The 25364-nt window shown below is 37.7% G+C and carries 19 protein-coding genes, 2 tRNA genes and 2 pseudogenes; 3 read left to right on the top strand and 20 right to left on the bottom strand.

Annotated features, from left to right (window positions below; translation table 11 throughout):
* Positions 1-204 precede the first annotated feature (204 nt).
* The 15 genes and pseudogenes from rlmB to orn all read right to left on the bottom strand — a co-directional run bounded on the left by rlmB (position 205) and on the right by orn (position 16770).
* Positions 205-942, bottom strand: a complete 738-nt coding sequence (gene rlmB, locus V3224_RS15570; RefSeq protein ID WP_334471598.1) for a 23S rRNA (guanosine(2251)-2'-O)-methyltransferase RlmB — start codon at positions 940-942, stop codon at positions 205-207.
* Positions 943-997: 55 nt separating this feature from the next.
* Positions 998-3463, bottom strand: coding sequence for a ribonuclease R (rnr, locus tag V3224_RS15565; protein ID WP_334471597.1), 2466 nt, complete (start codon positions 3461-3463; stop codon positions 998-1000).
* Positions 3464-3521: 58 nt separating this feature from the next.
* Positions 3522-3944, bottom strand: a pseudogene (gene nsrR, locus V3224_RS15560) (nitric oxide-sensing transcriptional repressor NsrR).
* 194 nt (positions 3945-4138) lie between these two features.
* On the bottom strand, positions 4139-5437 hold the full coding sequence (locus V3224_RS15555; protein WP_334471596.1) for an adenylosuccinate synthase: 1299 nt from the start codon (positions 5435-5437) through the stop codon (positions 4139-4141).
* A gap of 171 nt (positions 5438-5608) precedes the next feature.
* Positions 5609-6616: a protease modulator HflC gene (hflC, locus tag V3224_RS15550; protein ID WP_334471594.1), complete on the bottom strand. Its 1008-nt coding sequence runs from the start codon at positions 6614-6616 to the stop codon at positions 5609-5611.
* A 2-nt stretch (positions 6617-6618) separates the two neighbouring features.
* Positions 6619-7836, bottom strand: a complete 1218-nt coding sequence (hflK, locus tag V3224_RS15545; RefSeq protein ID WP_334471593.1) for an FtsH protease activity modulator HflK — start codon at positions 7834-7836, stop codon at positions 6619-6621.
* 85 nt (positions 7837-7921) lie between these two features.
* Positions 7922-9214, bottom strand: coding sequence for a ribosome rescue GTPase HflX (gene hflX / locus V3224_RS15540; RefSeq protein ID WP_334471592.1), 1293 nt, complete (start codon positions 9212-9214; stop codon positions 7922-7924).
* A gap of 94 nt (positions 9215-9308) precedes the next feature.
* On the bottom strand, positions 9309-9605 hold the full coding sequence (gene hfq, locus V3224_RS15535; RefSeq protein WP_026821863.1) for an RNA chaperone Hfq: 297 nt from the start codon (positions 9603-9605) through the stop codon (positions 9309-9311).
* Positions 9606-9715: 110 nt separating this feature from the next.
* A complete protein-coding gene (gene miaA / locus V3224_RS15530; RefSeq protein ID WP_334471588.1) occupies positions 9716-10657 on the bottom strand; it encodes a tRNA (adenosine(37)-N6)-dimethylallyltransferase MiaA in 942 nt (313 codons plus the stop codon).
* Entirely contained in the window at positions 10650-12605 is a 1956-nt protein-coding gene (gene mutL / locus V3224_RS15525; protein WP_334471586.1) for a DNA mismatch repair endonuclease MutL, read from the bottom strand. The genes miaA and mutL overlap by 8 nt, the downstream gene beginning before the upstream one ends.
* A gap of 6 nt (positions 12606-12611) precedes the next feature.
* A complete protein-coding gene (gene amiB, locus V3224_RS15520) occupies positions 12612-13901 on the bottom strand; it encodes an N-acetylmuramoyl-L-alanine amidase AmiB (RefSeq protein WP_334471584.1) in 1290 nt (429 codons plus the stop codon).
* Between the two features lie 14 nt (positions 13902-13915).
* Entirely contained in the window at positions 13916-14374 is a 459-nt protein-coding gene (gene tsaE / locus V3224_RS15515) for a tRNA (adenosine(37)-N6)-threonylcarbamoyltransferase complex ATPase subunit type 1 TsaE (protein WP_334471582.1), read from the bottom strand.
* Between the two features lie 1501 nt (positions 14375-15875).
* Positions 15876-15951, bottom strand: a tRNA-Gly gene (locus V3224_RS15510).
* A 41-nt stretch (positions 15952-15992) separates the two neighbouring features.
* Positions 15993-16068: transfer RNA gene (locus V3224_RS15505), tRNA-Gly, on the bottom strand.
* Positions 16069-16224: 156 nt separating this feature from the next.
* Positions 16225-16770 carry an oligoribonuclease gene (gene orn / locus V3224_RS15500; RefSeq protein WP_334471580.1) on the bottom strand — a complete coding sequence of 182 codons (546 nt, stop codon included), beginning with the start codon at positions 16768-16770 and terminating at the stop codon, positions 16225-16227.
* Positions 16771-16900: 130 nt separating this feature from the next.
* Between orn and rsgA the strand changes: the two genes are divergently transcribed.
* The 3 genes from rsgA to mscM all read left to right on the top strand — a co-directional run bounded on the left by rsgA (position 16901) and on the right by mscM (position 22333).
* A complete protein-coding gene (rsgA, locus tag V3224_RS15495) occupies positions 16901-17950 on the top strand; it encodes a small ribosomal subunit biogenesis GTPase RsgA (protein WP_032114353.1) in 1050 nt (349 codons plus the stop codon).
* Positions 17951-18048: 98 nt separating this feature from the next.
* Positions 18049-18966, top strand: a complete 918-nt coding sequence (gene asd, locus V3224_RS15490; protein WP_334471578.1) for an archaetidylserine decarboxylase — start codon at positions 18049-18051, stop codon at positions 18964-18966.
* Between the two features lie 22 nt (positions 18967-18988).
* A complete protein-coding gene (gene mscM, locus V3224_RS15485; protein ID WP_334471577.1) occupies positions 18989-22333 on the top strand; it encodes a miniconductance mechanosensitive channel MscM in 3345 nt (1114 codons plus the stop codon).
* A 140-nt stretch (positions 22334-22473) separates the two neighbouring features.
* Here mscM and V3224_RS15480 read toward each other — a convergent pair whose 3' ends face one another.
* From V3224_RS15480 to pldB, 5 genes and pseudogenes are all read right to left on the bottom strand, one after another.
* A complete protein-coding gene (locus tag V3224_RS15480; RefSeq protein ID WP_334472046.1) occupies positions 22474-23037 on the bottom strand; it encodes a tetratricopeptide repeat protein in 564 nt (187 codons plus the stop codon).
* Positions 23026-23097 (bottom strand): annotated as a pseudogene (locus tag V3224_RS15475) (SEL1-like repeat protein); the annotation flags it as partial. The gene V3224_RS15480 and the pseudogene V3224_RS15475, both read right to left, overlap by 12 nt.
* A 12-nt stretch (positions 23098-23109) precedes the next feature.
* A complete protein-coding gene (locus V3224_RS15470; protein ID WP_334471575.1) occupies positions 23110-23247 on the bottom strand; it encodes a hypothetical protein in 138 nt (45 codons plus the stop codon).
* Positions 23248-23531: 284 nt separating this feature from the next.
* Positions 23532-24338 (bottom strand): sugar/pyridoxal phosphate phosphatase YigL, encoded by an 807-nt coding sequence (gene yigL / locus V3224_RS15465; protein WP_334471573.1) that lies wholly within the window; start codon positions 24336-24338, stop codon positions 23532-23534.
* Between the two features lie 17 nt (positions 24339-24355).
* Positions 24356-25351 carry a lysophospholipase L2 gene (pldB, locus tag V3224_RS15460; protein WP_334471571.1) on the bottom strand — a complete coding sequence of 332 codons (996 nt, stop codon included), beginning with the start codon at positions 25349-25351 and terminating at the stop codon, positions 24356-24358.
* Positions 25352-25364: the final 13 nt, after the last annotated feature.

The following is a 25364-nucleotide window of genomic DNA, read 5'->3' as shown; positions in this document are numbered from 1 at the left end:
TTGCTCCTTACGGATTAACAGCCTCCTGTCAGGGTCAGCCGCATCCCATGGAGGCAAGGAACTTATTTAAGTGCGGCTGAAAAATCGACGCGTAACTATACCTATCCTTTAGTTAAAACTCAAGCAATAGATTAAATCATCACTTATCGCCATTGAATTGGGTTAAGTAATCTTGCCAAGATTATCAATGCTCTTACTTTTTTCTCAATAACTGTGCCGTTGACGTACTGCTTCGAATAAACAAACGCCGGTCGCAACAGAGACATTTAAAGACGAAACCATACCGGCCATTGGAATACTAATCAGTTCATCACAATGTTCCCTTGTTAAACGACGCATACCTTCACCTTCCGCACCCATCACCAATGCAACCGCTCCGGTTAACTTACTCTCATATAATGTATGATTGGCGTCACCTGCAGTGCCAACAATCCAGATATGATGCTGCTGCAATTGACATAGTGTCCGCGCAAGATTGGTAACCCGAATTAATGGCATACTCTCAGCTGCACCACAGGCAACTTTCTTAGCGATGGCATTAAGTTGAGCAGATTTATCCTTTGGTACAATAACCGCATCAATACCCGCAGCCTCTGCACTACGTAAACAAGCACCTAAGTTATGTGGATCGATAATACCATCTAATATAAGCAAAAAGGGTGATTTTGTCTGAGAAATAATAATATCTAAATCACTCTCTTGATATTGCCGCCCGGGTTTTACCTGAGCAATAATACCCTGATGAACAGCGTTCTCTGTCTGCTTATCCATCCATTGACGATTAGCTAACTGGATAATAATGCCCAATTTTTCAAGCTGGTGAATAATCGGCAATAAACGTTTATCTTCACGCCCTTTGAGTACATAAACTTGTTTTAAACGCGATGGATCGCGCTCCAGCAGTGCTTGCACTGCATGAATACCATAAATAATTTCACTCATAAATTTATCGATTACTTTATAACTCTCAAAGATAGTCAATCATTGCCGATGAAGATCAGTAATAAAAATAACTAAGATTATTTTTGTGCTTTTTTGATAGCTTTTTTGCTCTCAATTTTGCGGCAATTTTTTTACTTTTATCAGAAACCTTTTTCCCTTTCTTATCTACTTTTTTAGCGTTGCCGCTGCCTTTTTTATTCGCTTTAATAAATGCACTACTGGGCTCAAAATTTTTGTCCTGGCTGTGATCTTGCTTGCTATGAGTTGAAATTGTTTTTTTAAATTGCTTTTTTGCTTTTTCTTTTGCTGTCTTACCTGGATTTTTCGCCTTACGTAAGGTTGATATCAATGCAAAATCGATCTTGCGTTCATCCATATGTACAGCTTCAACGCTAATTTCAACTTCATCACCAAGACGATATACCATCCCCGAAGACTCACCAATAAGTCTCTGTCCTACATTATCGTAGCGATAGTAATCATTATTAAGTGATGAGACATGCACCAGACCATCAATAAAAAGATCTTTTAAGCGGACAAAAAAGCCAAAACCCGTGACACTGGTGATAATGCCAGTAAATACATTGCCAACTTGATCCTGCATAAAATCACATTTCAACCAATCAGCAACATCTCTCGTTGCTTCATCAGCTCGCCGTTCGGTCATTGAACAATGTTCACCCAATTGCAGCATTTCATGAGTATCAGCATGCCAACCACCGGTCGGCGTCGAGCGATGTTGATTGTTTCCATGTTGGCCAGATAAAAGATATTTTATCGAACGATGTAGCGCTAAATCAGGATATCGACGGATCGGTGAAGTGAAATGGGCATAAAATTTCAGTGCTAAGCCAAAATGCCCTCTATTTTCAGGATCATAAATAGCTTGTTTCATTGAACGCAAAATCATTGTTTGTAGCAATTCATGATCCGAACGTTCAGCCACTTCATCCATAACTTTAGCATAATCAGCTGACTGTGGTTTCATGCCACCTGGTAATGTCAAACCCAGCTCGCTAAATACAGTCCGCAAATTTACAATACTCTCTTGTTTGGGCCTATCATGGACACGGTACAAGCTAGGTTCTTTATTCCGCTCAACAAAACGTGCGGCAGCGATATTCGCTAAAATCATACACTCTTCAATTAATTTATGCGCATCATTACGTTCAACCGGCTCTATCCGCTCAATGCGTTTTTCTGCATTAAAAATAAATTTAGCTTCTTCAGATTCAAAGGAAATAGCACCCCGTTTTATGCGCGCATTATCTAACACTTTATATAATCGATGAAGTTGTTCTAAATGCGGCACCAGGTCTTGATAATGTTGACGTAATTCTTCGTCACCCTGTAAAATTTTCCAGACTTTGGTATAAGTCAATCTGGCATGAGAACGCATTACGGCTTCATAGAATTTAGATGAAGTAATTTTCCCTTCCGCCGATAGCTGCATTTCACATACCATGCAAAGCCTCTCAACTTCAGGGTTTAATGAACATAACCCATTAGAAAGAATTTCAGGCAACATAGGGATCACTCGTGATGGAAAATAGACTGAATTTCCCCGACTAACCGCTTCACTATCCAAAGCCGTTTGTGGCCGCACATAATAACTAACATCAGCAATCGCGACCCATAAGCACCAGCTACCGTCTTCTTTCGGCATACAATAAACTGCATCATCAAAATCTCGGGCATCTTCGCCATCAATGGTGACTAAAGGTAGATGACATAAGTCTACTCTGCCTTTTTTTGCTGACGCAGGGATCTGTTCGGACAAATCAGCAACTTGCTTCTCAACTTGTGGCGGCCAACTATACGGAATTTCATAGGTTCTTAATGCAATCTCTACCGCAATGTTAGTCCCCATGCTTTCGCCTAATACTTCGACAATATTTCCTACTGCCTGGGTATGGCGCGCTGGTCGGGTTGTCATCTCAACGACAACCACATTTCCCATCCTGGCACAGTTAACCTGCTCTTTAGGGATCAATATGTCAAAGGACAGTCGACTATCATCAGGGACTACATACCCCATCCCCGATTCTATAAAATAACGTCCTACAATATGATTATTTCGTGGGACAAGCACTCGAACAATGCGAACTTCTGTACGTCCTCGCCGATCTTTGCCCAATGGCTGGATAAGTACAACATCACCATGCAGCGCTTTTTTCATTTCTTCTAAAGAAAGGTAAAAATCGTCTTTCTGGCCTTCTACCCGTAAAAAACCAAAACCATCACGATGGCCAATAACTGTGCCTTTGAGTAAATCAAGGCGTTCAGGTAAGGCATAACATTGACGACGAGTAAATACCAATTGCCCATCACGTTCCATAGCACGTAAGCGGCGGCGCAAAGCCTCTAACTCTTCTTCTTTAGTTAACTTTAATATTCGGGCGATTTCCTGTCGACTTACAGGCTTAGTAAATTTTGCTAATACCTCTAAAATATATTCACGACTTGCAATTGGTGAATGATATTTCTCAGCTTCCCGGTCTTTATAAGGATCTTTTGCCATCACTCACCTCCGCTACCACTTTGATTAATATAATCCACTAATACACCAGGCCTGTTATTTATTTTAATAGTAACTTATAAAGTAGCTTATTATTTTCTATTAGATCTGCCAGTGTATATTTATCTAATTCATTTAAAAAAAGTTCAATTGCTTGATTTAATATTTTTTTTAATCAACAAGCAGAAGTAATATGGCAAAAATCGCTGCAGCAATTAACTAATGCTAGAGGCTCTAATAGACGAACAACATCACCTATCCGGATCTGCTCAGCTGGCTTGGCTAAGTAAATCCCTCCATTTTTCCCTCTCACCGCAGCAACAAGTCCACATCGGCTTAATTGATTAATAATTTTTACCATATGGTTACGCGAGACACCGTATACATTAGCAACTTCAGTAATATTAGTTCTTTTATCCTTAGGTAATGAAGCCATATAAATTAATGCTCTTAAGCCATAATCAGTAAAACTTGTTAACTGCACATTAACCTCTGGTTATAAAACAAAAATGGAAAGACATCTTCTTGACATTAATTCATCTAGTTATATCTATTATGTAAATTTTTATCATATTAAGCAAAATTGATTAGTAATCAGGTAATATGAATTACTAGATATAAAAATAACGCCTGAATGTTCAGGCGTCACTCTTTGAGCAATATTATTGAGTGGTAAAATTATGCATCAAAAGGATCTCGTAATATCATTGTTTCAGCACGATCAGGTCCAGTCGAAATAATATCTATCGGGATCCCGGTTAATTCCTCAATCCGTTTAATATAATCAATGGCTGCTTTAGGTAATTGATTATATTCTTTTACCCCAAAAGTACTTTCACTCCAGCCTGGTAACGTTTCATATATCGGCACTAAATCTTCCCATTCCTCTGCTGCTAACGACGTTATAGTCAATTCAGTCTCATCTGGTTTGCGATAAGCAACACAAAGTTTCACTTCATCCAAACCGTCTAATACATCTAATTTGGTTAAACAGAAACCGGAAAGAGAATTGATTTGAACTGCCCGGTTAATAGCAACAATATCTAACCAACCTGTACGACGGCAACGGCCTGTTGTTGCACCAAATTCTTGCCCTTTTTCACGCAGGTATTCGCCGGTTTCATCAGATAACTCCGTTGGAAAAGGACCGCCACCTACACGGGTAGAATAAGCTTTCAATATTCCTAAAACATAATCAATATAACGCGGGCCTAATCCTGAACCAGTGGCAACACCACCCGCCGTTGTGTTTGATGAAGTCACATAGGGATAAGTACCATGATCAATGTCCAGCAATGTTCCCTGAGCACCTTCATACATCACTAATTCGCCTTTCTGATGCGCTTTGTATAATAAATCAGAGACATCAACGGTCATCGCCGTCAAAATATCGGCAATAACCATAATATCATCTAATGTTTTTTGGTAATCGATTGCAGGCGCTCTATAATAATTCACTAATTGAAAATTATGGTAATCAACAATTTCTTTAAGTTTGACTGGAAAGGTTTTTTTATTAAACAGATCGCCAACACGTAATCCACGGCGGGCAACTTTATCTTCATAAGCAGGTCCAATGCCCCGGCCGGTCGTTCCTATCGCTTTTGCGCCTCGCGCTTTTTCACGCTCATTATCTAAAGCAACATGATAGGGCAAGATTAATGGACAAGCTACCGAAATTTTGAGCCGTTCACGCACTGGCACGCCACGCGCTTCCAATTTTTTCATTTCATCCATTAATGCATCAGGCGATAATACCACACCATTGCCAATGACGCTTATGACATTTTCACGCAGAATACCCGATGGGATAAGATGGAGAACAGTTTTCTCACCATTTACCACTAGCGTATGACCAGCATTATGCCCACCTTGGTAACGAACAACATACTTAGCGCGTTCAGTTAGTAAATCGACTATTTTGCCTTTACCTTCGTCACCCCACTGAGTACCTAATACGACAACGTTTTTACCCATTTCAAAATTCACTCGATTGCTTAAAAAAGAATTCTACCATTTCAATCATTAGCTGCCAGCAATTTTTATAACACCAATACCTCTTTTCATGACAATCTTAACAGATTAAAGCCCGCCTAATGCGGGCTTACCTAGAGTCAATTGGCAATCATTTCATTTATCTTTAAATGATCACTGTACCGCTCTTTGTTTAGTTGGTGCTCGCATATAGCGGAAAAAATCGGTATCTGGGCTTAATACCATCACATCATCACCATTTTTACTAAAGCTCTTTTCGTATGCCCGTAAACTACGAATGAAAGCATAGAAATCAGGATCTTGGTTAAATGCATCAGCAAATAGCTTAGTTGCCATCGCATCTCCTTCACCATGTAATTTCAGTGCCGTGCGCTCCGCTTCTGCCAATGTCTCGGTCACTGTTTTATCTGCTGCTGCACGGATCTTCACGGCCTCTTCTTGACCTTGTGAACGATGTTGGCGTGCTACAGCCTCTCGTTCAGCGCGCATACGTTGATATATCGCTTCCGAAACTTCACTTGGCAATTCAATACGTTTGATACGAACATCGACAACTTGGATCCCTAACGCCGCCATGCTGTTTGGATTAACAACTGGCGAATTACCTTTGATCTCTTGATCAAAACGGGCTGCTGCCGAGGCAATAGCCTGATCTGCATCTTTTGTCGCTTCTGTATCTGAACCAGAACCTTTATTAAGTGCATCACGCACATCGACGGTCAAGCGCCCGCGAGAATCGGTAATAATATCTTTCACATTTAAACGGCCAAATTCTGAACGCAAACGATCACTAAATTTACGTTTCAGTAAAGTTTCAGCTTGATAAGGATTACCGCCACCGGTCGCCACATAGTAACGACTAAAATCAGTAATTCGCCATTTTAAATAGGAATCAACCATTAAATCTTTATTTTCTCGAGTCAGATAGCGATCGGCCTGAACATCCAATGTCTGAATACGAGCATCCAGCATTTTTACCGTTTCAATAAATGGTATTTTGAGGTGCAACCCTGGCCCATAAATAATAGGTTTATTGTCACTATCACGCACAACCTTACCAAAGCGTAGAATAATGCCTCTTTCTGTTTGTTGAACGGTGAAAATTGACATATACAACACAACTAATGCAGCAACAATAATAACAATCACTGATTTACGCATGATTATTGTCTCCCTACACGAGTTGAATTACTGCCCCGAGCATTATCCCGCGTACCATAGCTATATGAATAAGGCGATTCAGTAGAAATATCTGATTGCTGAATAACTTTTGGTGGTGTTATTTTTTGTATATCTGCTGCTTTATCTTTGGTTCCACTGCGTAAAATCTGCTCTAACGGCAACACTAACATACTATTGCTCTTGTCGTTAACAATAACCTTACGCGTATTACTTAGTACTCGTTCCATTGTCTCAATATATAAACGTTCTCGAGTGATTTGAGGAGCAGCTCGATATTCTGGCAACATTTTGGCAAAGCTAGCGACTTCACCTTCCGCCTTGAAAACCACACTTGATTTATAAGCTGTTGCTTCTTCAATCAATTTCTGCGCATTACCTTTCGCTAATGGCAAAACTTCATTACGATAAGCTTGCGCTTCACGAATGGTCTTCTGTTCTTCTTCTCGCGCTGCAATAACATCATCAAATGCGGCTTTAACCGCTTCCGGTGGACGAGCAGCCTGGAAGTTAACATCTAATATCGTTATACCCATATTATAAGGTCTTATCGTATTTTCTAACTCTTTTTGTGTTTCATCACGGATAAAGGCACGTTTCGTCGTTAACACCTGTTCCATTGCTGATTGACCAATAATTCCACGTACTGCGCTATCTATTGCCTGACGTAAACTGTTATCCGGGTTAGTAACATTAAATAAATATTGAGCCGGATCTGTTACGCGATACTGGACGTTCATTTCTACTTGAATAACATTTTCATCCGAAGTTAACATCATACCATTAGTCGCTTGTTCACGAATGGTTTCAACATTAATCGGAATCACTTTTTCAATAAAATTTGGTTTCCAATTTAAACCCGGTTCAACAGTATGGCTATATTTACCAAAACGGAAAACGACGCCACGATCACTCTCTTTTATCGTATAAAAACCACTTGCAGCCCAAATAATAACAACTGCTGCGATAATAAATACGATAAAACGGCCGTTTATATTGACGCCATTTTGATTACTCGAACCATTTTTACCTTTATTATTCCCACCTAAACCACCAAGTTTGCGACTCAACTTGCGTAACAGATCGTCAAGATCAGTTGTTCCCTTTTTCCGATTACCTTTATTACCACTGGAGTTGCCGCTATTGCTGCTTCCCCACGGGTCGCGGTCCTGTCCGTTATTACCGGGCTGATTCCACGCCATGTTATAGCTCCATTCGTTATGATTGGTTTTTCAGGGCTAAGAGCAAAATATTTTACTCTTAATTTGTTCAATTTATTGACCACATTTAATGTGTTGACTTAACAATGTACTCAAGTAAAGGTTGTTCTTGCTTGCAAAGTCTTTGCCAGTCAACAATGGGCAGCTTCACTTCAAGCATGATACTGCCATCTTTATCCATTTCTTCATATTCGATTGCCTGAAGTTGATAGAACCGACTGCGCAAACGACCCGCTTCTGGCGGTAAACGCAATTCATAGTGTGCAATTTCACCAGAAAGGCGTTCTGTCAGCGCCTGTAATAATAATGGAATCCCTTCACCAGTTTGAGCCGAGAGCCAGACCCGAATAGGGACATTATTCTCATCGCGATCAATACGGGGAGTAAATCCATTCAACATGTCAATTTTATTCATGACTAACAGCGCTGGAATTTCATTAGCCTCAATTTCTTCTAGTACACTTTCAACTGCGCGGATATTTTCTTCCATACGGTTATCCGCAGCATCGACAACATGTAATAATAAACTGGCTTCACGTGTTTCCTGCAATGTTGCTTTAAATGCAGCGACCAGATCGTGAGGTAGATGGCGAATAAAACCTACAGTATCAGCCAACACTGTCACTCCAACATCATCAATATCAATACGCCTTAATGTAGGATCTAACGTAGCAAATAATTGATCTGCTGCATATACTTCAGACTTTGTCATTTGATTAAACAGACTAGACTTACCTGCATTAGTGTAACCTACCAATGATATGGTGGGAATACCCGCTTTACTTCTAGCTTGTCTACCCTGCTCTCTCTGCTTTTCTACCTTAGCCAACCGAGAAAGAATTTGTCGAATTTTACCGCGGATCAATCGACGATCCGTTTCAAGTTGCGTTTCACCAGGTCCACGTAAGCCGATCCCTCCTTTCTGTCGTTCAAGGTGAGTCCAGCCACGTACCAAACGGGTAGAAATATGCCTTAACTGAGCTAATTCAACTTGTAGTTTACCTTCATGTGTACGTGCGCGCTGTGCAAATATATCTAAAATTAAACCCGTACGATCAATAACTCGGCACTGACATAATCGTTCAAGATTTCTTTCCTGTGCAGGGCTTAACGTATGATCAAAAAGAACCACATCGGCATTACTGTCTTTAACAGCTGCCGCAATTTCTTGCGCTTTACCCTCACCAACAAAATATTGAGCCTGCGGTGATTTGCGATTTCCTGTGATTATCTGTACTGGCTTAATGCCCGCAGAGATGACTAATGATTCAAATTCAATCAGGTTTTCAGTATCTTTTTCATTAGAGAAAAAAACATGCACAAGAACAGCTAATTCCCCACCTTCATGTCTATCAAACAAAAGCACAACTCCTTAGACTTAAAAAATATCAAACAGGCAAGGTACAGGTAAAAGGAACTTTACCTGTACTTTTTTGTTCAGATAATTAACTGAATTATTCAGTCGCATCACTATCCTGAGGAACTGCCACATTACCTGTATTGTAATTACCTAAGCCTGTATTACCCCCTTGATTACTATGGTGAGATACAGGACGAGAAGGTACTACAGTAGAAATAGCATGCTTATATACCATTTGGCTTACTGTGTTTTTCAGTAAAATAACAAATTGATCAAATGATTCGATTTGACCTTGTAATTTGATGCCATTGACCAAATAAATGGAAACCGGAACCCTTTCACGACGTAACGCGTTTAGGAACGGATCTTGCAAAGATTGCCCCTTAGCCATTCTCTATTTTCCTTATTTTGTTGTTTTTAACTAAGAACCTTTATGGTTCGAAAAAATTAACTACTCAAAAAAATTGTGCCTTTACCACCAATTGTACATAAATAGCAAACCTATGCACTAATAACATGCAATATTGTGTTAAGAATTCCCTTAATATCATCGCTATCGAGTCTATGCACGTTTTTCCATCCTCTTAACCATGTAATTTGACGTTTAGCCAATTGACGTGTTGCACATATACCACGATAAACCATTTCATCATAGCTGATTTCACCAGACAAATATGACCACATCTGACGATAACCAACAGAACGTATAGCTGGTAGATCACCATGGAGATCCCCTCTAGCATAAAGAGCGCTAACTTCATCCTCAAAACCCGTCTTCAACATTTGCAGGAAGCGCATCTCAATACGTTGGTGGAGAATTTTACGATCTTGCGGTGAAATCGCAAACTGTAACACATTATAAGGTAATTCTGCCTCTACAATTTCAGTTAATTCTGTCAGACTCTTCCCGGAAACTAAGAAAACCTCCAAGGCACGAGACAATCGTTGAGGATCATTAGGATGGATTCTAGCTGCCGATATTGGATCAACCGCTTGCAAACGTTTATGAATTGCACCCCAACCAAATTGTTTCGCTTGCATTTCAATTTCTGCCCGAATTGTGACATCGGCAGAAGGTAAGGGTGACAACCCATCCAGTAATGCTTTAAAATATAGCATAGTCCCCCCAACGAGTAAGGGAATACGGCCCGATGCGACAATTTTTTCCATTTCTAATAAAACATCACGGCGAAAATCTGCAGCTGAATAAGACTGTGCAGGATCCAATATGTCAATTAATCGGTGTGGAGCAATTTGTTGCTCTTCCCGTGTTGGTTTCGCTGTTCCTATATCCATACCGCGATAAATTAAAGCAGAATCTACACTAATTATTTCAACGGGTAATTGTTGACGCAATCCCATTGCCAATGCTGTCTTTCCTGACGCCGTTGGCCCCATGATAAAAATCGCTTGCGGTTTATGTTGAAAAATTTGTTTACTCATGAGTTAAAGCCGTTATCACCGATTCAAAATCAATTAGCTGTAGTAATGTTTTCGGTGGTTCTTTAACTAATTTAGGGTAAGTCCGCTCAAGATCCGCTAATAACTGTACCCCTTGTGCAATCGTCCACACTTGTTTTTCATTTACTAAATGATCTGCTAACCAAACAACTAATTCCATCAACTGACAAGAAGTATTTTGAGCAAGATATTTCAATAGTTTTGGAAATAGCTCAGCTAAATTTTGTGATCTCAAGGGACAAGATACACCACTAATTGTTGCTTTGTTATGAGAAATATTGATGTCAAAACCTAAGGTGCTTAATAATACCTTTACTCGATAAAAAGTTTCAATTTCCTTTTCTGTTAATGCGAGCTTTATTGGTATCAGTAAGGGCTGAGATTTTAATTCTTTATCAGTAGGAATTAATTGACTTCGCTTTAAATATCGCTCAGCTTCCGCTAATGATAACAAACCTATTCCAAATGATGATTCAATAAATGCGAAATTTTTAGAATAAATTGTTAGTATTTTACCAAACGTATAATTTTTATCATTTTTTTCTATATCAACCGATTTTACTGCTATTTTTTCAGTTTTTATCGATTCTCGCTCTGGAAAAAGTGGGATTTTTTCTTGTTTAGCTGGTTCATTTTGCATCAATTGCTGATAAAGCTCACCGTGTTTTTTGTTATAGATTTTTTTAGCTATTTTTCCATTATTGTAACAAGAAAATGATGCTGTTTTAGACGGCGAAATTTGGCTACTGGCACTTAATTCTGTTATTACTTGTGCTTCTTGCTCTTTAATAACTAAATGCTGCTTTGAATCATCTGAGGCAAAAAAATTTTCACCCGCAGCTAACCGATTTTGTAATCCTGAAGCAAGATGAGTTTCCTGGTTTGAACTAACAGAGACTTGATTAAATTGTTTTTGGTGTTGTTGGCTTAGTACCGTGTTCACACCCTGATAGATAAAATCATGAACCAATCTAGCTTGGTGAAAACGAACTTCCTGTTTGGCTGGATGAACATTAACATCAACCTGATGAGGATCAATGGTTAAATAAAGCACATAAGCCGCTTGCTGTTCTTCTTGCAGACGATCAGCATAGGCCTGACGAATTGCATGATTGATTAATCGATCGCGCATTATGCGCCCATTAACATAACAATATTGAATTTCAGCGGCCTTACCTAAATAGGGATTAGTTATCCAGCCTTTAATGGCTAAATCACCATGTTGCCAACATAATTTCAACGCATTTTGTATAAAAGAAGTACCACAAATAGCAGCTAAGCGTCGTTCATATTGCTCTTCACTATTTGTCGCACGATACTGGCGAACTAATTTACCATTATGATGCAAATTGATTACAACATCGAAACGCGCTAAAGCTATTCTACGTACAATCTCATCAATATGGCTAAATTCGGTTTTTTCTGTACGTAAAAATTTACGTCGAGCCGGCGTATTATAAAACAGATCAAGAACTTCAACTGTTGTTCCTATTGGGTGAGCAGCAGGTTTTAGCGTAACATTCATCTCACGCCCTTCAGCATAAGCTTGCCAGGCTTCTGTCTGAGTCTCGACGCGTGAAGTTAGTATTAAACGAGAAACCGAACTAATACTGGCCAGCGCTTCTCCTCTAAATCCCATACTCATAATAGCGGCCAGATCTTCTAGCGTGGCTATTTTGCTGGTAGCGTGTCGCTCCAACGCTAGTGTTAAATCTTCTTTGGCGATACCACCACCATTGTCATGGATACGGATAAGTTTTGCCCCACCACGCTCAATTTCAATATCAATACGGCTGGCGCCAGCATCAAGACTATTTTCGACTAACTCTTTCACAACCGATGATGGGCGTTCAACAACTTCACCCGCAGCAATTTGATTAGCTAACTGAGGAGAAAGAATTTGTATCGCTGACATAATGACCTCTGCCATATTCCATCATTTTGGCGCTGCTTGTAAGGGGTGTTGGGTAAAATAATTGCGTAATCCTTGATGAATAGCTACCGCCAAACTTTCCTGATAATCGTCAGAAACTAAAAGGCGCTCTTCAGAAATATTACTAATAAAACCTGTTTCCACCAGAATAGATGGAATGTCGGGAGAACGAAGTACACCAAGACTGGCATGTTCTGGATCATATTTATGGATATTACCAATTTTACTTAATTCTCTCAGTACTTTTACCGCGACAGCATAACCTACACGTTGGGAATTGCCAAATTGTAAATCTAAAACAGCTTGGCTAAGATAAGGATCTGCACCATTTGCTAACGCATCACCGGCACCACCTAATAATTCAGATTGCTTTTCATGTTGTTCAAGCCAATTACCCAATTCACTATTCGCTCTTCGATTGGAAAGCACCCAGACAGAAGCACCTCGGGCACGATTATTAGGTGCTGCATCAGCATGAATTGAAACGAGCATATCAGCCGCTTTTTGTCGTGCCACTTCTGAACGACCCGCTACAGAAATAAAATAATCGCCATTACGGGTCATCACTGGCTTAAACATTGGATCTGTCTTTAAATGGTTCTCTAATTTACGCGCAATTATCATTGTTATATTTTTTTCACGATGACCATTTTGCCCAATTGCGCCTGGATCTTTACCACCATGTCCAGCATCAATTGCCACGACAACTTGCCGAGTACCTTTAGGTAAATTTTTATATATTGAGGGAGTTGGTGAGTTATTGGCTAACTTTTTCTCAGCTTGTGAATCAATTGATAGCAATTTATTGGTTGCTTCAGTTGCGGACTTAGATGTCTGAGGCTGCGATGCCCCAGCACGATTATTCTTTAAGGTAAAAACTATTTGATAGCGATGATTTATTTGTTCAGCCACGGCACTTGCTTTCACTGCATTTGCCAATTCGATAACAATACGTTGATACTGACTATTCGGTGGCTGACTAGTACGGATCCCTTTAACCAAATTATTATTTATAAACTTCATTGGTAATCCAGATACCTGATCAGATTGACGAAAATCGACAACCAAACGCTCAGGCTCATGAAGGGGAAAGAAGCGGTACTCTGGATTACCGCCAGCAAAGTGTAAAGTGACTTTTGCCTCGGATAAATTATCATTGACGCGAATATTGGATAAAGTTGCAGCCTGTGCATTAGACAATAATAAGTTGCTAAGTAATATTATTGTCATTAATAAAAGAAATACATGAGTTTGCCATCTTTTTATTATATTAATCATCGAAGTCTTCATCATGATTAGTATTCCTATTATGACAATTTTTCTAATAACATTTCCCCACATGTTGATAACGCGACAAATCGTGCTTGTCTTCCATTATTGTCATATGATAGGTAGAGTTCAAGATCAGCGCATGGTAGCATCCCTTCACCTTTTTTTGGCCACTCCACCAAACATATAGCCTGCCAATCAAAATAGTCACGGATACCCATAAATTCAAGCTCTTCAGGATCAATTAAACGATATAAATCAAAATGATAAACAGGATTAGGAGTCAACAAATAGGGTTCAACTAAAGTGTAGGTTGGACTTTTTACATGTCCTTGATAACCTAAACCTTGCAAAAAACCACGACAAAAAGTCGTTTTCCCCGCACCTAAGTCTCCATATAAATAAAGAATAAAACCCTGCTTACAAAGCTGAGCTAAACACTGCCCTAAGGTTATTGTTGCCTTTTCATTAGCAAGCAATAATATAAGTTCTTTCATGAAAATATTTCCACTTTTTATAATTTTTTATCTAATAATTTAATTCATAAAATATATCACAAAATACTATTACTTACCGAATATTATAGCGATATTTAATGTTATATTTATCAATAAAATTTACATCATATGCTTATTATTCAGCTAGTTAATCTTTTTCAGTTACTTGCTTTTATCAATATTCTATCATTTGATTTGTACATATTTATATAAAAAACAAACATATAAAAATTTCTATTAATATCAAAAAATTAACGTTTATTATGCAATATTATTGTCTTAAACGATTAAAATTATTTGGTTGAGAGAAGCTTTTTTACATCACTAAGAAGGCGCTACAATATATCGAGACATAGGTAAATATCCACTATTAAAATATTATATTGCCTTAGGTAGTTACACCTTGAAATATATCGTTAAAATGATACTTTTATTATAAATAAAAACCTTATCAAAATAATAATAGCGCCTTGCGCGCAATATATAGTTATTAACATCAGTATTTTCTAGAATAGATACTTCAATTTTACTTGTGCATAAAATAAAAATGCATTGATCATAAAAAAATAACCATATAATCAATCATCAAAAAATATAAATATTTTTTTAAATATTTTCAATAAGTTAAATGATATTGATAAAGAAAAGCATCAATAGCGATAGCGATAGAAAAACGCATTTGCCTGTGGATAACTCTGTGCAACAAAGCAAAATAGACACTGTGTGCCATAACCAAAATTCAATTGTAAATGAATAAGTTATTAAAACATTTTAACTGAGAAAATATAGCAGTTTTAGCCATAAAATTTCTAAGATTAATGTAAATAACAACATCAATTCACCTACAATACATTTTAAATACTAAAATAATTTCCCTGCCAAGAATGACACCACATTGTTCACTTCACTGATAAAGTATATGCTGTAACATCACATCTACACGAGTTTCGCACAGGCCTATAAAATTCTAGAAATGGCTTAAAAGTAATGATTAATCTGCAAGTTACTGAAATGCATAAATTCAATTAATTTACAATAAGTTATATTTAATTTATAAGGTTTTATCTATTTACATATTATGCTGAATTAAACTTAAAAATAGAGCGTTTTTTTATTGGTGCGAAACTCGTGATCTACTTCAAAATTGGGGGAGTGAAGTTCTATGCCTAGCAGATAGGATTTGCAAGTCCTATGTGCCCGATTTTTCAAACAAATTCTATCTCGATTAGCTATATAATTGTTGACTATTAATCAAGACTGTGACTTCTTTTAGTAGCTAATCTCCTATTTAAAAATAGACGGTTTTTATCATAGAGCAACAAAAAATTTTATTCTTATAATTAAATAAAATCCAAAACAGAAAAATAAAATTCATCAACAAAATAGGTATAAATTGGCCACTAAACTTTGAGTAATTAATAAGCTGAAAGAACAAAAAATATAAGAAGAAACAATAAATTATATCACAGAATTTTATGCTAATAGTGATAAAAGAAGAATTTGGAGCGGGAAACGAGACTCGAACTCGCGACCCCGACCTTGGCAAGGTCGTGCTCTACCAGCTGAGCTATTCACGCATTAAGAAAATGTGATTAAGAAATAAAAATAAATAAGATACTGGAGCGGGAAACGAGACTCGAACTCGCGACCCCGACCTTGGCAAGGTCGTGCTCTACCAACTGAGCTATTCCCGCATATTTATAACAACAAGATTACCAATCACTATGGGTTGCGAATTATACGAAAAATTATCAAACAGACAAGTACTTTTAACCATAAAAAATCTATTTTCAATCTAAATGCTGATTAAAACAGCAAATCGCTCATAATCAGCATGATCATAACACGATTTAAAGGTTGATAAAGTGTTGACGATAATAAGCTAATTCTGCAATAGATTCCTTTATATCTTCTAAAGCCTGATGGGTATTTTTTTTCGTAAAACCGGCCAATATATCAGGCTTCCAACGGCGCGCCAGCTCTTTTAAGCTACTCACATCTAAGTAACGATAATGAAAGTATTTTTCCAACTCAGGCATATATTTGAATAAAAAACGACGGTCTTGAGCAACACTATTACCACAAATAGGTGAAACCCCCGCAGATAACCACTTTTCTAAAAATGTAATTGTGGCTAATTCTGCTTTTTTTTCATCATATTGACTAGATTTAACTCTATCAATCAATCCACTTTCAGTATGAGTTTTAACATTCCACTCATCCATAAGTGACAACTGTTGCTCTGATTGATGAATGGCAATCACTGGCCCTTCGGATAAAATAGTTAGATTGGAATCAGTGACAATTGTTGCGATCTCAATGATACGATCCTGTTCCGGATCCAATCCTGTCATTTCCAAATCTATCCATATCAAATTGTTCTCACTATTTACCATGTTATATCCTAGGTTCCATTCTAAACTGATAGCATGCAATACTTAGTGTATGATAGCTTCTTAAAAGCACAACTGCGATAACTCTTGATAATGAATTCAATCAACAAACCAATAAAATTAGTGAGGTCAGGTGGCTAAAAAGAAATTTACCAAAGGCCAACAACGCCGAATACATGCAAACCATCAAACTAAGCTAAAAAAACAATCTCAGCAAGATATTGATGATAATCAGCTTGGTATTCCCCAAGATGGGTTAGTTATTAGCCGTTTTGGTCAGCATGCAGATATCGAGACAAATGAAGGTGACATTCAACGCTGTAATATTCGCCGAACAATTCACTCATTAGTCACCGGTGATCGTGTTATTTGGCGTCCTGCGCTACATCAGCAATCTAATATAAAAGTTAATGGTGTCATAGAAGCAGTCTATGAACGAACATCGGTCTTGACTCGCCCCGATTACTATGACGGCCTCAAGCCTATCGCGGCTAATATCAACCAAGCGATTATTGTCTCAGCAATTTTACCCCAATTATCATTAAATATTATTGATCGTTATTTAGTTGCCTGCGAAACACTTAATATTGCACCAATGATTATTTTAAATAAAATTGACCTACTCAATAAAGAGAACAGAAAAGAAATAAGTAAAGCAATAAAACTTTATCATAACATTGGCTATGTAGTTTTAGAGGTATCCAGTCATACTAATGAAGGAATAGATACGCTTATTGAAAACCTTATAGGAAAAATATCTATTTTTGTCGGGCAATCTGGTGTTGGTAAGTCCAGTTTGATTAATAACTTATTACCTGATAATGAAGAAAAAATCTTAATCAACCAAGTATCTGATAATTCAGGATTAGGTCAACATACAACAACAACGGCACGTCTTTACCACTTCGCCAAAGGAGGTGATCTTATCGATTCACCAGGCATCCGTGAATTTGGCTTATGGCATCTAACAAAGGAACAAATAACTAAAGGATTTGTCGAATTCAGGCAATATTTGGGATACTGCAAATTTCGTGATTGCAAGCATTTAGACGATCCTGGATGTGCATTACAACAAGCGGTAATCGCTGGAAAAATAGCAAAATCACGTTTCGAAAATTACCATCGAATTTTAGCAAGCATGGAACAAATAAAACCACGTGGATCTTTTACAGATAATAAATAGTTATAAACATAATTCTGGAATTCATAAAAAGCATAGGTACAATAACTATCTTTTTTTGATGACAACCCAATAACATTAGGATCAGATTAGAGGTTAATGTGCTGGAAAAAATAAAGATCAAATTACAATATCTATTACCAAAACAAGGGCTAACGCAATTAGCAGGTTGGCTTGCGGATCAAAAAGCGGCTGGGTTTACCCAATTAATGATCAAGCTTTTTGCCAAGTTTTATAAAGTTGATATGGCAGAAGCCAAAGAAAGTGAGTTTTCCGCTTATTCTACCTTTAATGAATTTTTTACTCGCCCATTAAAACAAAATATTCGTCCTATTGTTGCAGGTAGTAATCAACTTGCTCTACCAGCCGATGGTGTAATAAGCCAATTAGGATTAATTATAGATGATCAGATCCTACAAGCTAAAGGTCATTCTTACAGTTTAGCGGCATTGTTAGCAGGTAATTATATACTGGCCGAGCAGTTTCGAAATGGTTTGTTTGTAACTACTTACTTATCTCCACGTGACTATCATCGTGTCCATATGCCTTGTGATGGCTTGCTAACTGAAATGATTTATGTTCCTGGTGATCTCTTTTCTGTTAATCAACTGACTGCAACAAACGTCCCTAATCTTTTCGCCCGTAATGAACGTCTCATCTGTATTTTTGAAACAGCATTTGGAAAAATGGCTCAAATTCTAATAGGCGCAACAATTGTTGGCAGCATAGATACTAGCTGGTGTGGCTGCGTCAATAATCAACGGGAAGGAATTATCAAACGTTGGACTTACCCAGAAAAAGATAAAACAGGTGCAGTTTATCTGAAAAAAGGTGAAGAAATGGGAAAATTCAAACTGGGTTCAACTGTTATCAATTTGTTTGAATCTAACCATATCAAACTCAATTCTACTCTAGAGCAAGGATCCGTCACTCGAGTAGGAGAATTATTAGCAGAATCAATTTATCCAAATACTAAGGAACAGACCCATCGACAAAATTTAATTGATGGATCTGAATAATTTTATCTGAGGAAATCATATTGTGCGCCTGATAGTCGGCATTCTATTTAGTCTCTTTTTCATCACGATACCTGCATTTGCAGCAATTAATCTTGATGAAATACAAATTAAAAAAGAGATTAAGCAACTTGAAGCAAATAAAAATTCAAAAAATGCAGAGATTATTCAGGCATTACAAATTGCCCTAAATTGGTTATCAGAGGCACAAGAGTCAGAGAAAAAAACCCGCGCTTATCAAGAAGCAATTGATGATTTCCCCAAAATCATAAAAGAATTACAGCAACAATTTCTTATTGAAAGCAATAAAACAGTTACTATACCAACCAATATAACTATCCTCGAACTTGAGCAACGTATTGTTCAGGCTAGTAGTCAATTACTTGAGCAAGGCAGACAAATTCAGCAAGAACAAGATAGAAATCGTGAAATTAGCGATTCTCTTGTAACATTGCCTCAACAATTATTAGAAGCTCGCCGGCTGCTTTCTGACTCTACCGTAAGACTACAGTCGCTGCATGTTCCGGTTTCCCCTTTAGCTGAAGCACAATATAACTTAGCACAAACAGAAGTCACGGCAAGAAAGTCAAAAACCAATGAACTAGAAATAGCACAGCTTTCAGCCAATAATCGCCAAGAAATTGCTCGTTTACGCAATGAGCTTTTTAAAAAACGTTATCAACAAATCGACCAAGAGCTTCAACAACTGCGAAATCATCTAAACTTTCAGCGCCAACAAAAAGCACAACTGGCACTTAAACACACTGAAATGTTAGCGGCTCAAGGGGGAGAGCTTCCCAAATTTTTAACAGCCCAATTGCAACTAAATCGTAAATTATCACAACGACTTAATGAACAAGCATACAGAATAAATGATATTGAACAAAGGCAACGCCAGACTTCCAGTGATATACTAACCGTTCGTCAAGCGCTTGGGACAATTCGTGAACAGGCCCAATGGTTAAGCGGTTCAACTACTTTAGGTGAAGCATTACGCGCGCAGTTATACCATTTGCCAGAAATTCCCAAAAATCAGCAAATTGACAGAGAAATCATCAACAAACGAGTTGTTCGCCTTCAGTATCAAGATATGTTGGAAAATCTCGATTCCAACAATAAAGAGAACGAGGAAAAGCAAGCCGAAATAAAAAATTTGACGCCAGAACAAACGCAAATTTATGATTCACTCATCCAAACCCGGAAAGAATTATTAAGCTCAATAATTTCTGGTTATGATAGTGAAATATTGGAATTAACCAAGCTTTACGTTGCAGCAACCCAGTTAACCGATGCATTAACAGATATCAAAGATGCGACCCATCGCTATATGTTCTGGATTGCGGATACCGATCCTATAAGTCTCAACTATCCAATTACCATAGTAAAAGATCTGACTCGCTTACTATCATTAGATACATTATCTCAACTCAGTGGCGCAATTAGAGTTATCTTCGCCAGTCAGGATAGTTTGTTATACCTGCTAGCTGCTGTTGCTATCGTCATTTTTAGCATTAGTACCCATCAGCATTATAATAATTTTCTTCTTCGCGCTAGTACCCGTATTGGTAAAGTAACCCAGGATCGCTTTGCTCTAACCTTACGAACCGTATTTTGGTCTATTCTGATAGCACTCCCTTTACCTATTTTATGGTCAGCGATTGGTTACGGCCTTCAAAGCGCCTGGCAATTCCCTATGGCCACTGCTATTGGCTCTGGGGTGAGAGCAACAACACCGGTTTTATGGGTTTTTATGATTAGTGCTACTTTTGCACTACCAAACGGATTGTTTATTTCTCATTTTGGCTGGTCAGAAGAAAACGTAAAAAGGGCAATGCGTTACTACCAATTATCAAGTTTTGTCATAGTACCATTGATGATGGCCTTGATTACGTTTGAATATTATAACGACCGTGAATTTGCCCCAAGCTTAGGCAGACTATGCTTCTTATTACTGTGTATTGAGCTAAGTTTGATTACCCATAACCTCAAACGAGTAGGCGTACCACTTTATCTAGATCGCCACGGCTCGGGTGAGAATGCAATTAGCAATATATTGTGGTTATTATTGATTATAGCGCCAATTTTTTCTGCGGTTGCCACATTATTGGGTTACCTTTCAACATCTCAAGAACTTTTAGCCAGGCTGGAAACCTCTGTTGCAATCTGGTTTTTCTTACTGATCATTTATCACATTATCCGCCGCTGGATGTCTATCCAACGGCGTAAAATTGCTTTTGAAAGAGCAAAACAGCGTCGCGCTGACATTCTCGCTCAGCGAGCAAAAGATGAAGGTGACAATAATAGTAGTGGCGAAGGCTTAGTCGATATCGAAGAAAGTGCGATTGACTTAGATACAATCAGTGCGCAATCTCTGGGACTTGTGCGCTCTATTCTCACTATGGTAGCGTTAGTCTCACTGATTTTAATTTGGTCTGAGCTACACTCAGCATTCTCTTTTCTGGAAAATATCCGGCTTTGTAATGTCACTACTACGGTAAATGGTGTAGATACCATTCAACCGATCACCCTCAGCTCACTATTTATTACTATTCTTATTATTATAATTACAGCACAACTAATTAGAAATTTGCCGGCATTGTTGGAACTCGCCCTGTTACAACACCTTGATTTAACTCCAGGAACTGGCTATGCAATCACCACCTTGACTAAATATACTATTGCGCTTATAGGTAGCTTAGTCGGGTTTTCCATGCTTGGTATTGAGTGGTCAAAACTACAATGGTTAATTGCCGCGATGGGTGTTGGACTTGGCTTTGGGCTACAAGAAATCTTTGCCAATATCATTTCTGGTTTAATGATCTTATTTGAGAAACCAATTCGTATAGGCGATACCGTCACTATTCGTGATTTAACAGGCAGTATTACCAAAATCAATACTAGAGCAACAACCTTAACAGATTGGGATCGTAAAGAAATTATTGTTCCTAATAAAGCCTTTATTACCGAGCAATTTATTAACTGGTCGTTATCCGATACTATCACTCGTATTGTTTTAACCATTCCAGCGCCCGCTGATGTAGATAGTACCGAGATCAGTCAGATATTATTAAATGCCGCCGAGAAAACGCCGATGATTTTAACTAACCCGGCACCTGAAGTATATCTAGTTGATTTACAACAAGGTATTCAAATCTTTGAATTACGTATTTATGCGGCAGAAATGGGGCACAGAATGCCCACCCGCCATGAAGTTCATCAAAATATATTAATCGGTTTTGCACAACATGGGATCACGCTACCATTTCCGCCCTTTCAAGCCCGAGTTGATATTGCCAGTAATAATCTATTACGAAGTGCAACAAAAAATACATCTGGGCGAAAGCCGGCAAGAAAAGCCGGAGAATTATAAATTACAATCAACTTTGGCCGTTTAAATAACAGATAAAATTGTATAAAAATCAAACAAAATATATCATATTTATTTTTAACATAAATATAATATTATTTTAATATATAACGGATTTAATCTAATTATCAGTTAATTTATTTTTAATCAATTTGGGTGGGGTACTTTTTAATATAACGTTCAGCTAACGCCTGCGCTGCCTTCATTTCTTTATCAGAAAACAATTTACCGATCCTATCATGAAATTTTTGACTTTCTTTATTACCATTACAAGCTGCGGTAGCTAACCATGCATAGACCATTTTATTATCTTTATTAACACCATGTCCCTCTGCATACATGACACCTAAACGATCCTGAGCTTTAGCATATCCCTGTTTTGCAGCGTGTTTAAACCAATAGACGGCTTTTTTATAATCTTTTATCACAATACTATACATTAATCCCAAATTAAACTGTGCTAATGCATAACCCCCTTTTGATGCTTGCTCATACCAATATGCTGCTTCCGGTAAATTTCGTTTCACACCTAATCCATGAGCATACATGGCAGCCATATTGCTTTGCGCACGAACATGCTGCTGGATTGCTGCCCTTTGGTACCATTCTATTGCCCGATCATAATCACGCCTAACACCAAAACCATTAACATACATAGTCGCGAGTCTAAATTGCGCATCTGCATTACCTAATTCAGCTGATTTCAAATACCAAACGACAGCCTGTTTGAAGTCCTGAGAAATTCCTTGTCCACGGAAATATTTTTCCCCTAGTTCATACTAAGCTTTGTCATTACCTTGTTCAGCTAATTGCTGTAATTGCGTTATTCCATTAGATTTTGTAGTTGTTATATTAGCAGATACTAAAGAACCATAACTTATTATTCCTAGCGTAAATACCAGAATTAATTTTCTCATATCGCCAGCTCCTTTTTATAACTAACGCTTCAAAAATTATACTAAGATACTAATCTTAGTATCCCTTTATTTCACACTATACAAATCACAATTCAAAAATAGATTTAAGCAATTTATTTTCCATAATATAAATCATAATAAATCTTGAAAATTCATTATTAATTAACCTGTTGATATAATTAAAAACGGAAGCACTGCAACAAATTAATAATAAATTATCCTGTTATTTTCTAAAGTGAACTTCCGTAACCTCAATTTACATGGTTTTTATCTACGCCAAATATTTAAATACCACTATAAAGTCGACGTAAATAATAGGAAACGGCTTCTTCTTCATTAGAACCAATAATTTCCATATCAGGTAAATTATCTCGTAATAATTGATGTGAATTTTTCATAATGCAGCCTTTTCCCGCCATGGTTAACATTTCATAATCATTCATTCCGTCACCAAAAGCGATACAATCCTGCAAAGTATAGCCTAATAAATCCGCTACCTGCTTTAGTGCATTTCCTTTGGAAACACTACCATTCATAACCTCTAGACAACATGGTAATGAAAAACTAACGTTGACACGATCACTCCAACGATTTCTTATTTGTTCCTGCAATAGCAGTAACTGCTGATGATCTTCGCAAGTAAAATAAACTTTGCTCACATCCGTCGTCGAAAAATTATCACGCTCAAAAAGTTGATAGTGAAAAACAGACTCTTGAAAATATGCTTTTTGCTCCGGGCTCTCCCTATTAATTAACCAATTATCGCTAGAATAGTAGTTGGTCAGAATATTCGGATTATCAAACTCCATTAAACAGAGCTCATGAACAATATCAGGATCAAGATTATGCGTTAAAATCAGCTCTCCATTGGTGTTATGTACCCTAGCGCCATTAGATGTGATCATATAAGCATTAATCCCTAACCCATTACGGATCTGATCAACATCAATATAGTGGCGACCCGTAGCAAAAATGAAATGAATATTTTTTTCTGCTAATAATTTTAACGTTTCTTTTGTATAAAGGGGTAAAGTGTGGTCAGGAGACAGTAAAGTACCATCTAAATCTGAAGCAACAACAGAATACGTCATTGTTTTTCCTTGGTTAATCAATGTTGATCAAAAAAATCACAAATTGCATTAAGTGCCATAGCACGTAATGCATCGTTTTCAAATAATATTTCATGGTCTGCCCCTTCAATAATTAAAGGTAGCTTTTCCTCTCTTCCCATCTGCATTTTTTGCCGAGCGACACAAAATCTCTGGATGTCCCGATTACTAACGACCTTATCTTCACTCGCTTCTAATACCATCAGCGGAACCGCAATCTCTGCCGCTTTTTCAATTAAGCTAGCACCAAACTGCAGACTCTCCCCAATCCAATGATAAGTTGGACCACCAAGACGTAATTCAGGATAATCGGCATAATAACGTAAATAACGCCGATAACGTTCATAACTATGGGTCAACACATTAATAATAAAGGGTAATGGCTGCCATCTACCGGTTGATACTGCATAATCATCACGGGTGTTGGATCTCGCCTCAGCACATTGAATGATAAAATTTGCCAACCAACGTGAAACCGGTAAATTAATGCCTATCATTGGAGCACATAAAAGCGCAGCATTAAAGGTCAGACTATCTCTCAGCAAATAACCCGCAAGAATAGCCCCTCCCATTGAATGGGATAGTGCATAACAACGTGAATAGTGTCGTGACTTGATCTCAAGAGAAATAAAAGATTCAAAATCATCAATATAATCAGTAAATTTTTCGACGTGCCCCTTTTGCGGATCGGCCAACATTCTTCCCGAAAGGCCTTGTCCACGATGATCTATGATAAAAATATCATAACCAAGATGATAAAGATCATAAGCGACTTCAGGATATTTTACATAGCTTTCACTACGCCCGGGCAAAATAACAATCGCTTTATCATGCTGAGCAGAACAAATTTTTACATAACGAATAGGAATATTATCAACGCCAATAAATTCTGCTTCATCATGCATCTTCCAAAAATCTAAAAGCGGACCATTAGCAAACGCTAAAAACTGAGATTCACGTGTCAGCCAACTCGCTTTTAGCATGTCAGGCGTCATAATTACTCCTAAA

Origin of the sequence: Arsenophonus sp. PmNCSU2021_1 (assembly GCF_036919435.1) — a bacterium.
Taxonomy (GTDB): Bacteria; Pseudomonadota; Gammaproteobacteria; order Enterobacterales; family Enterobacteriaceae; genus Arsenophonus; species Arsenophonus nilaparvatae.
This window is presented reverse-complemented; position numbering and strand designations above follow the sequence as displayed.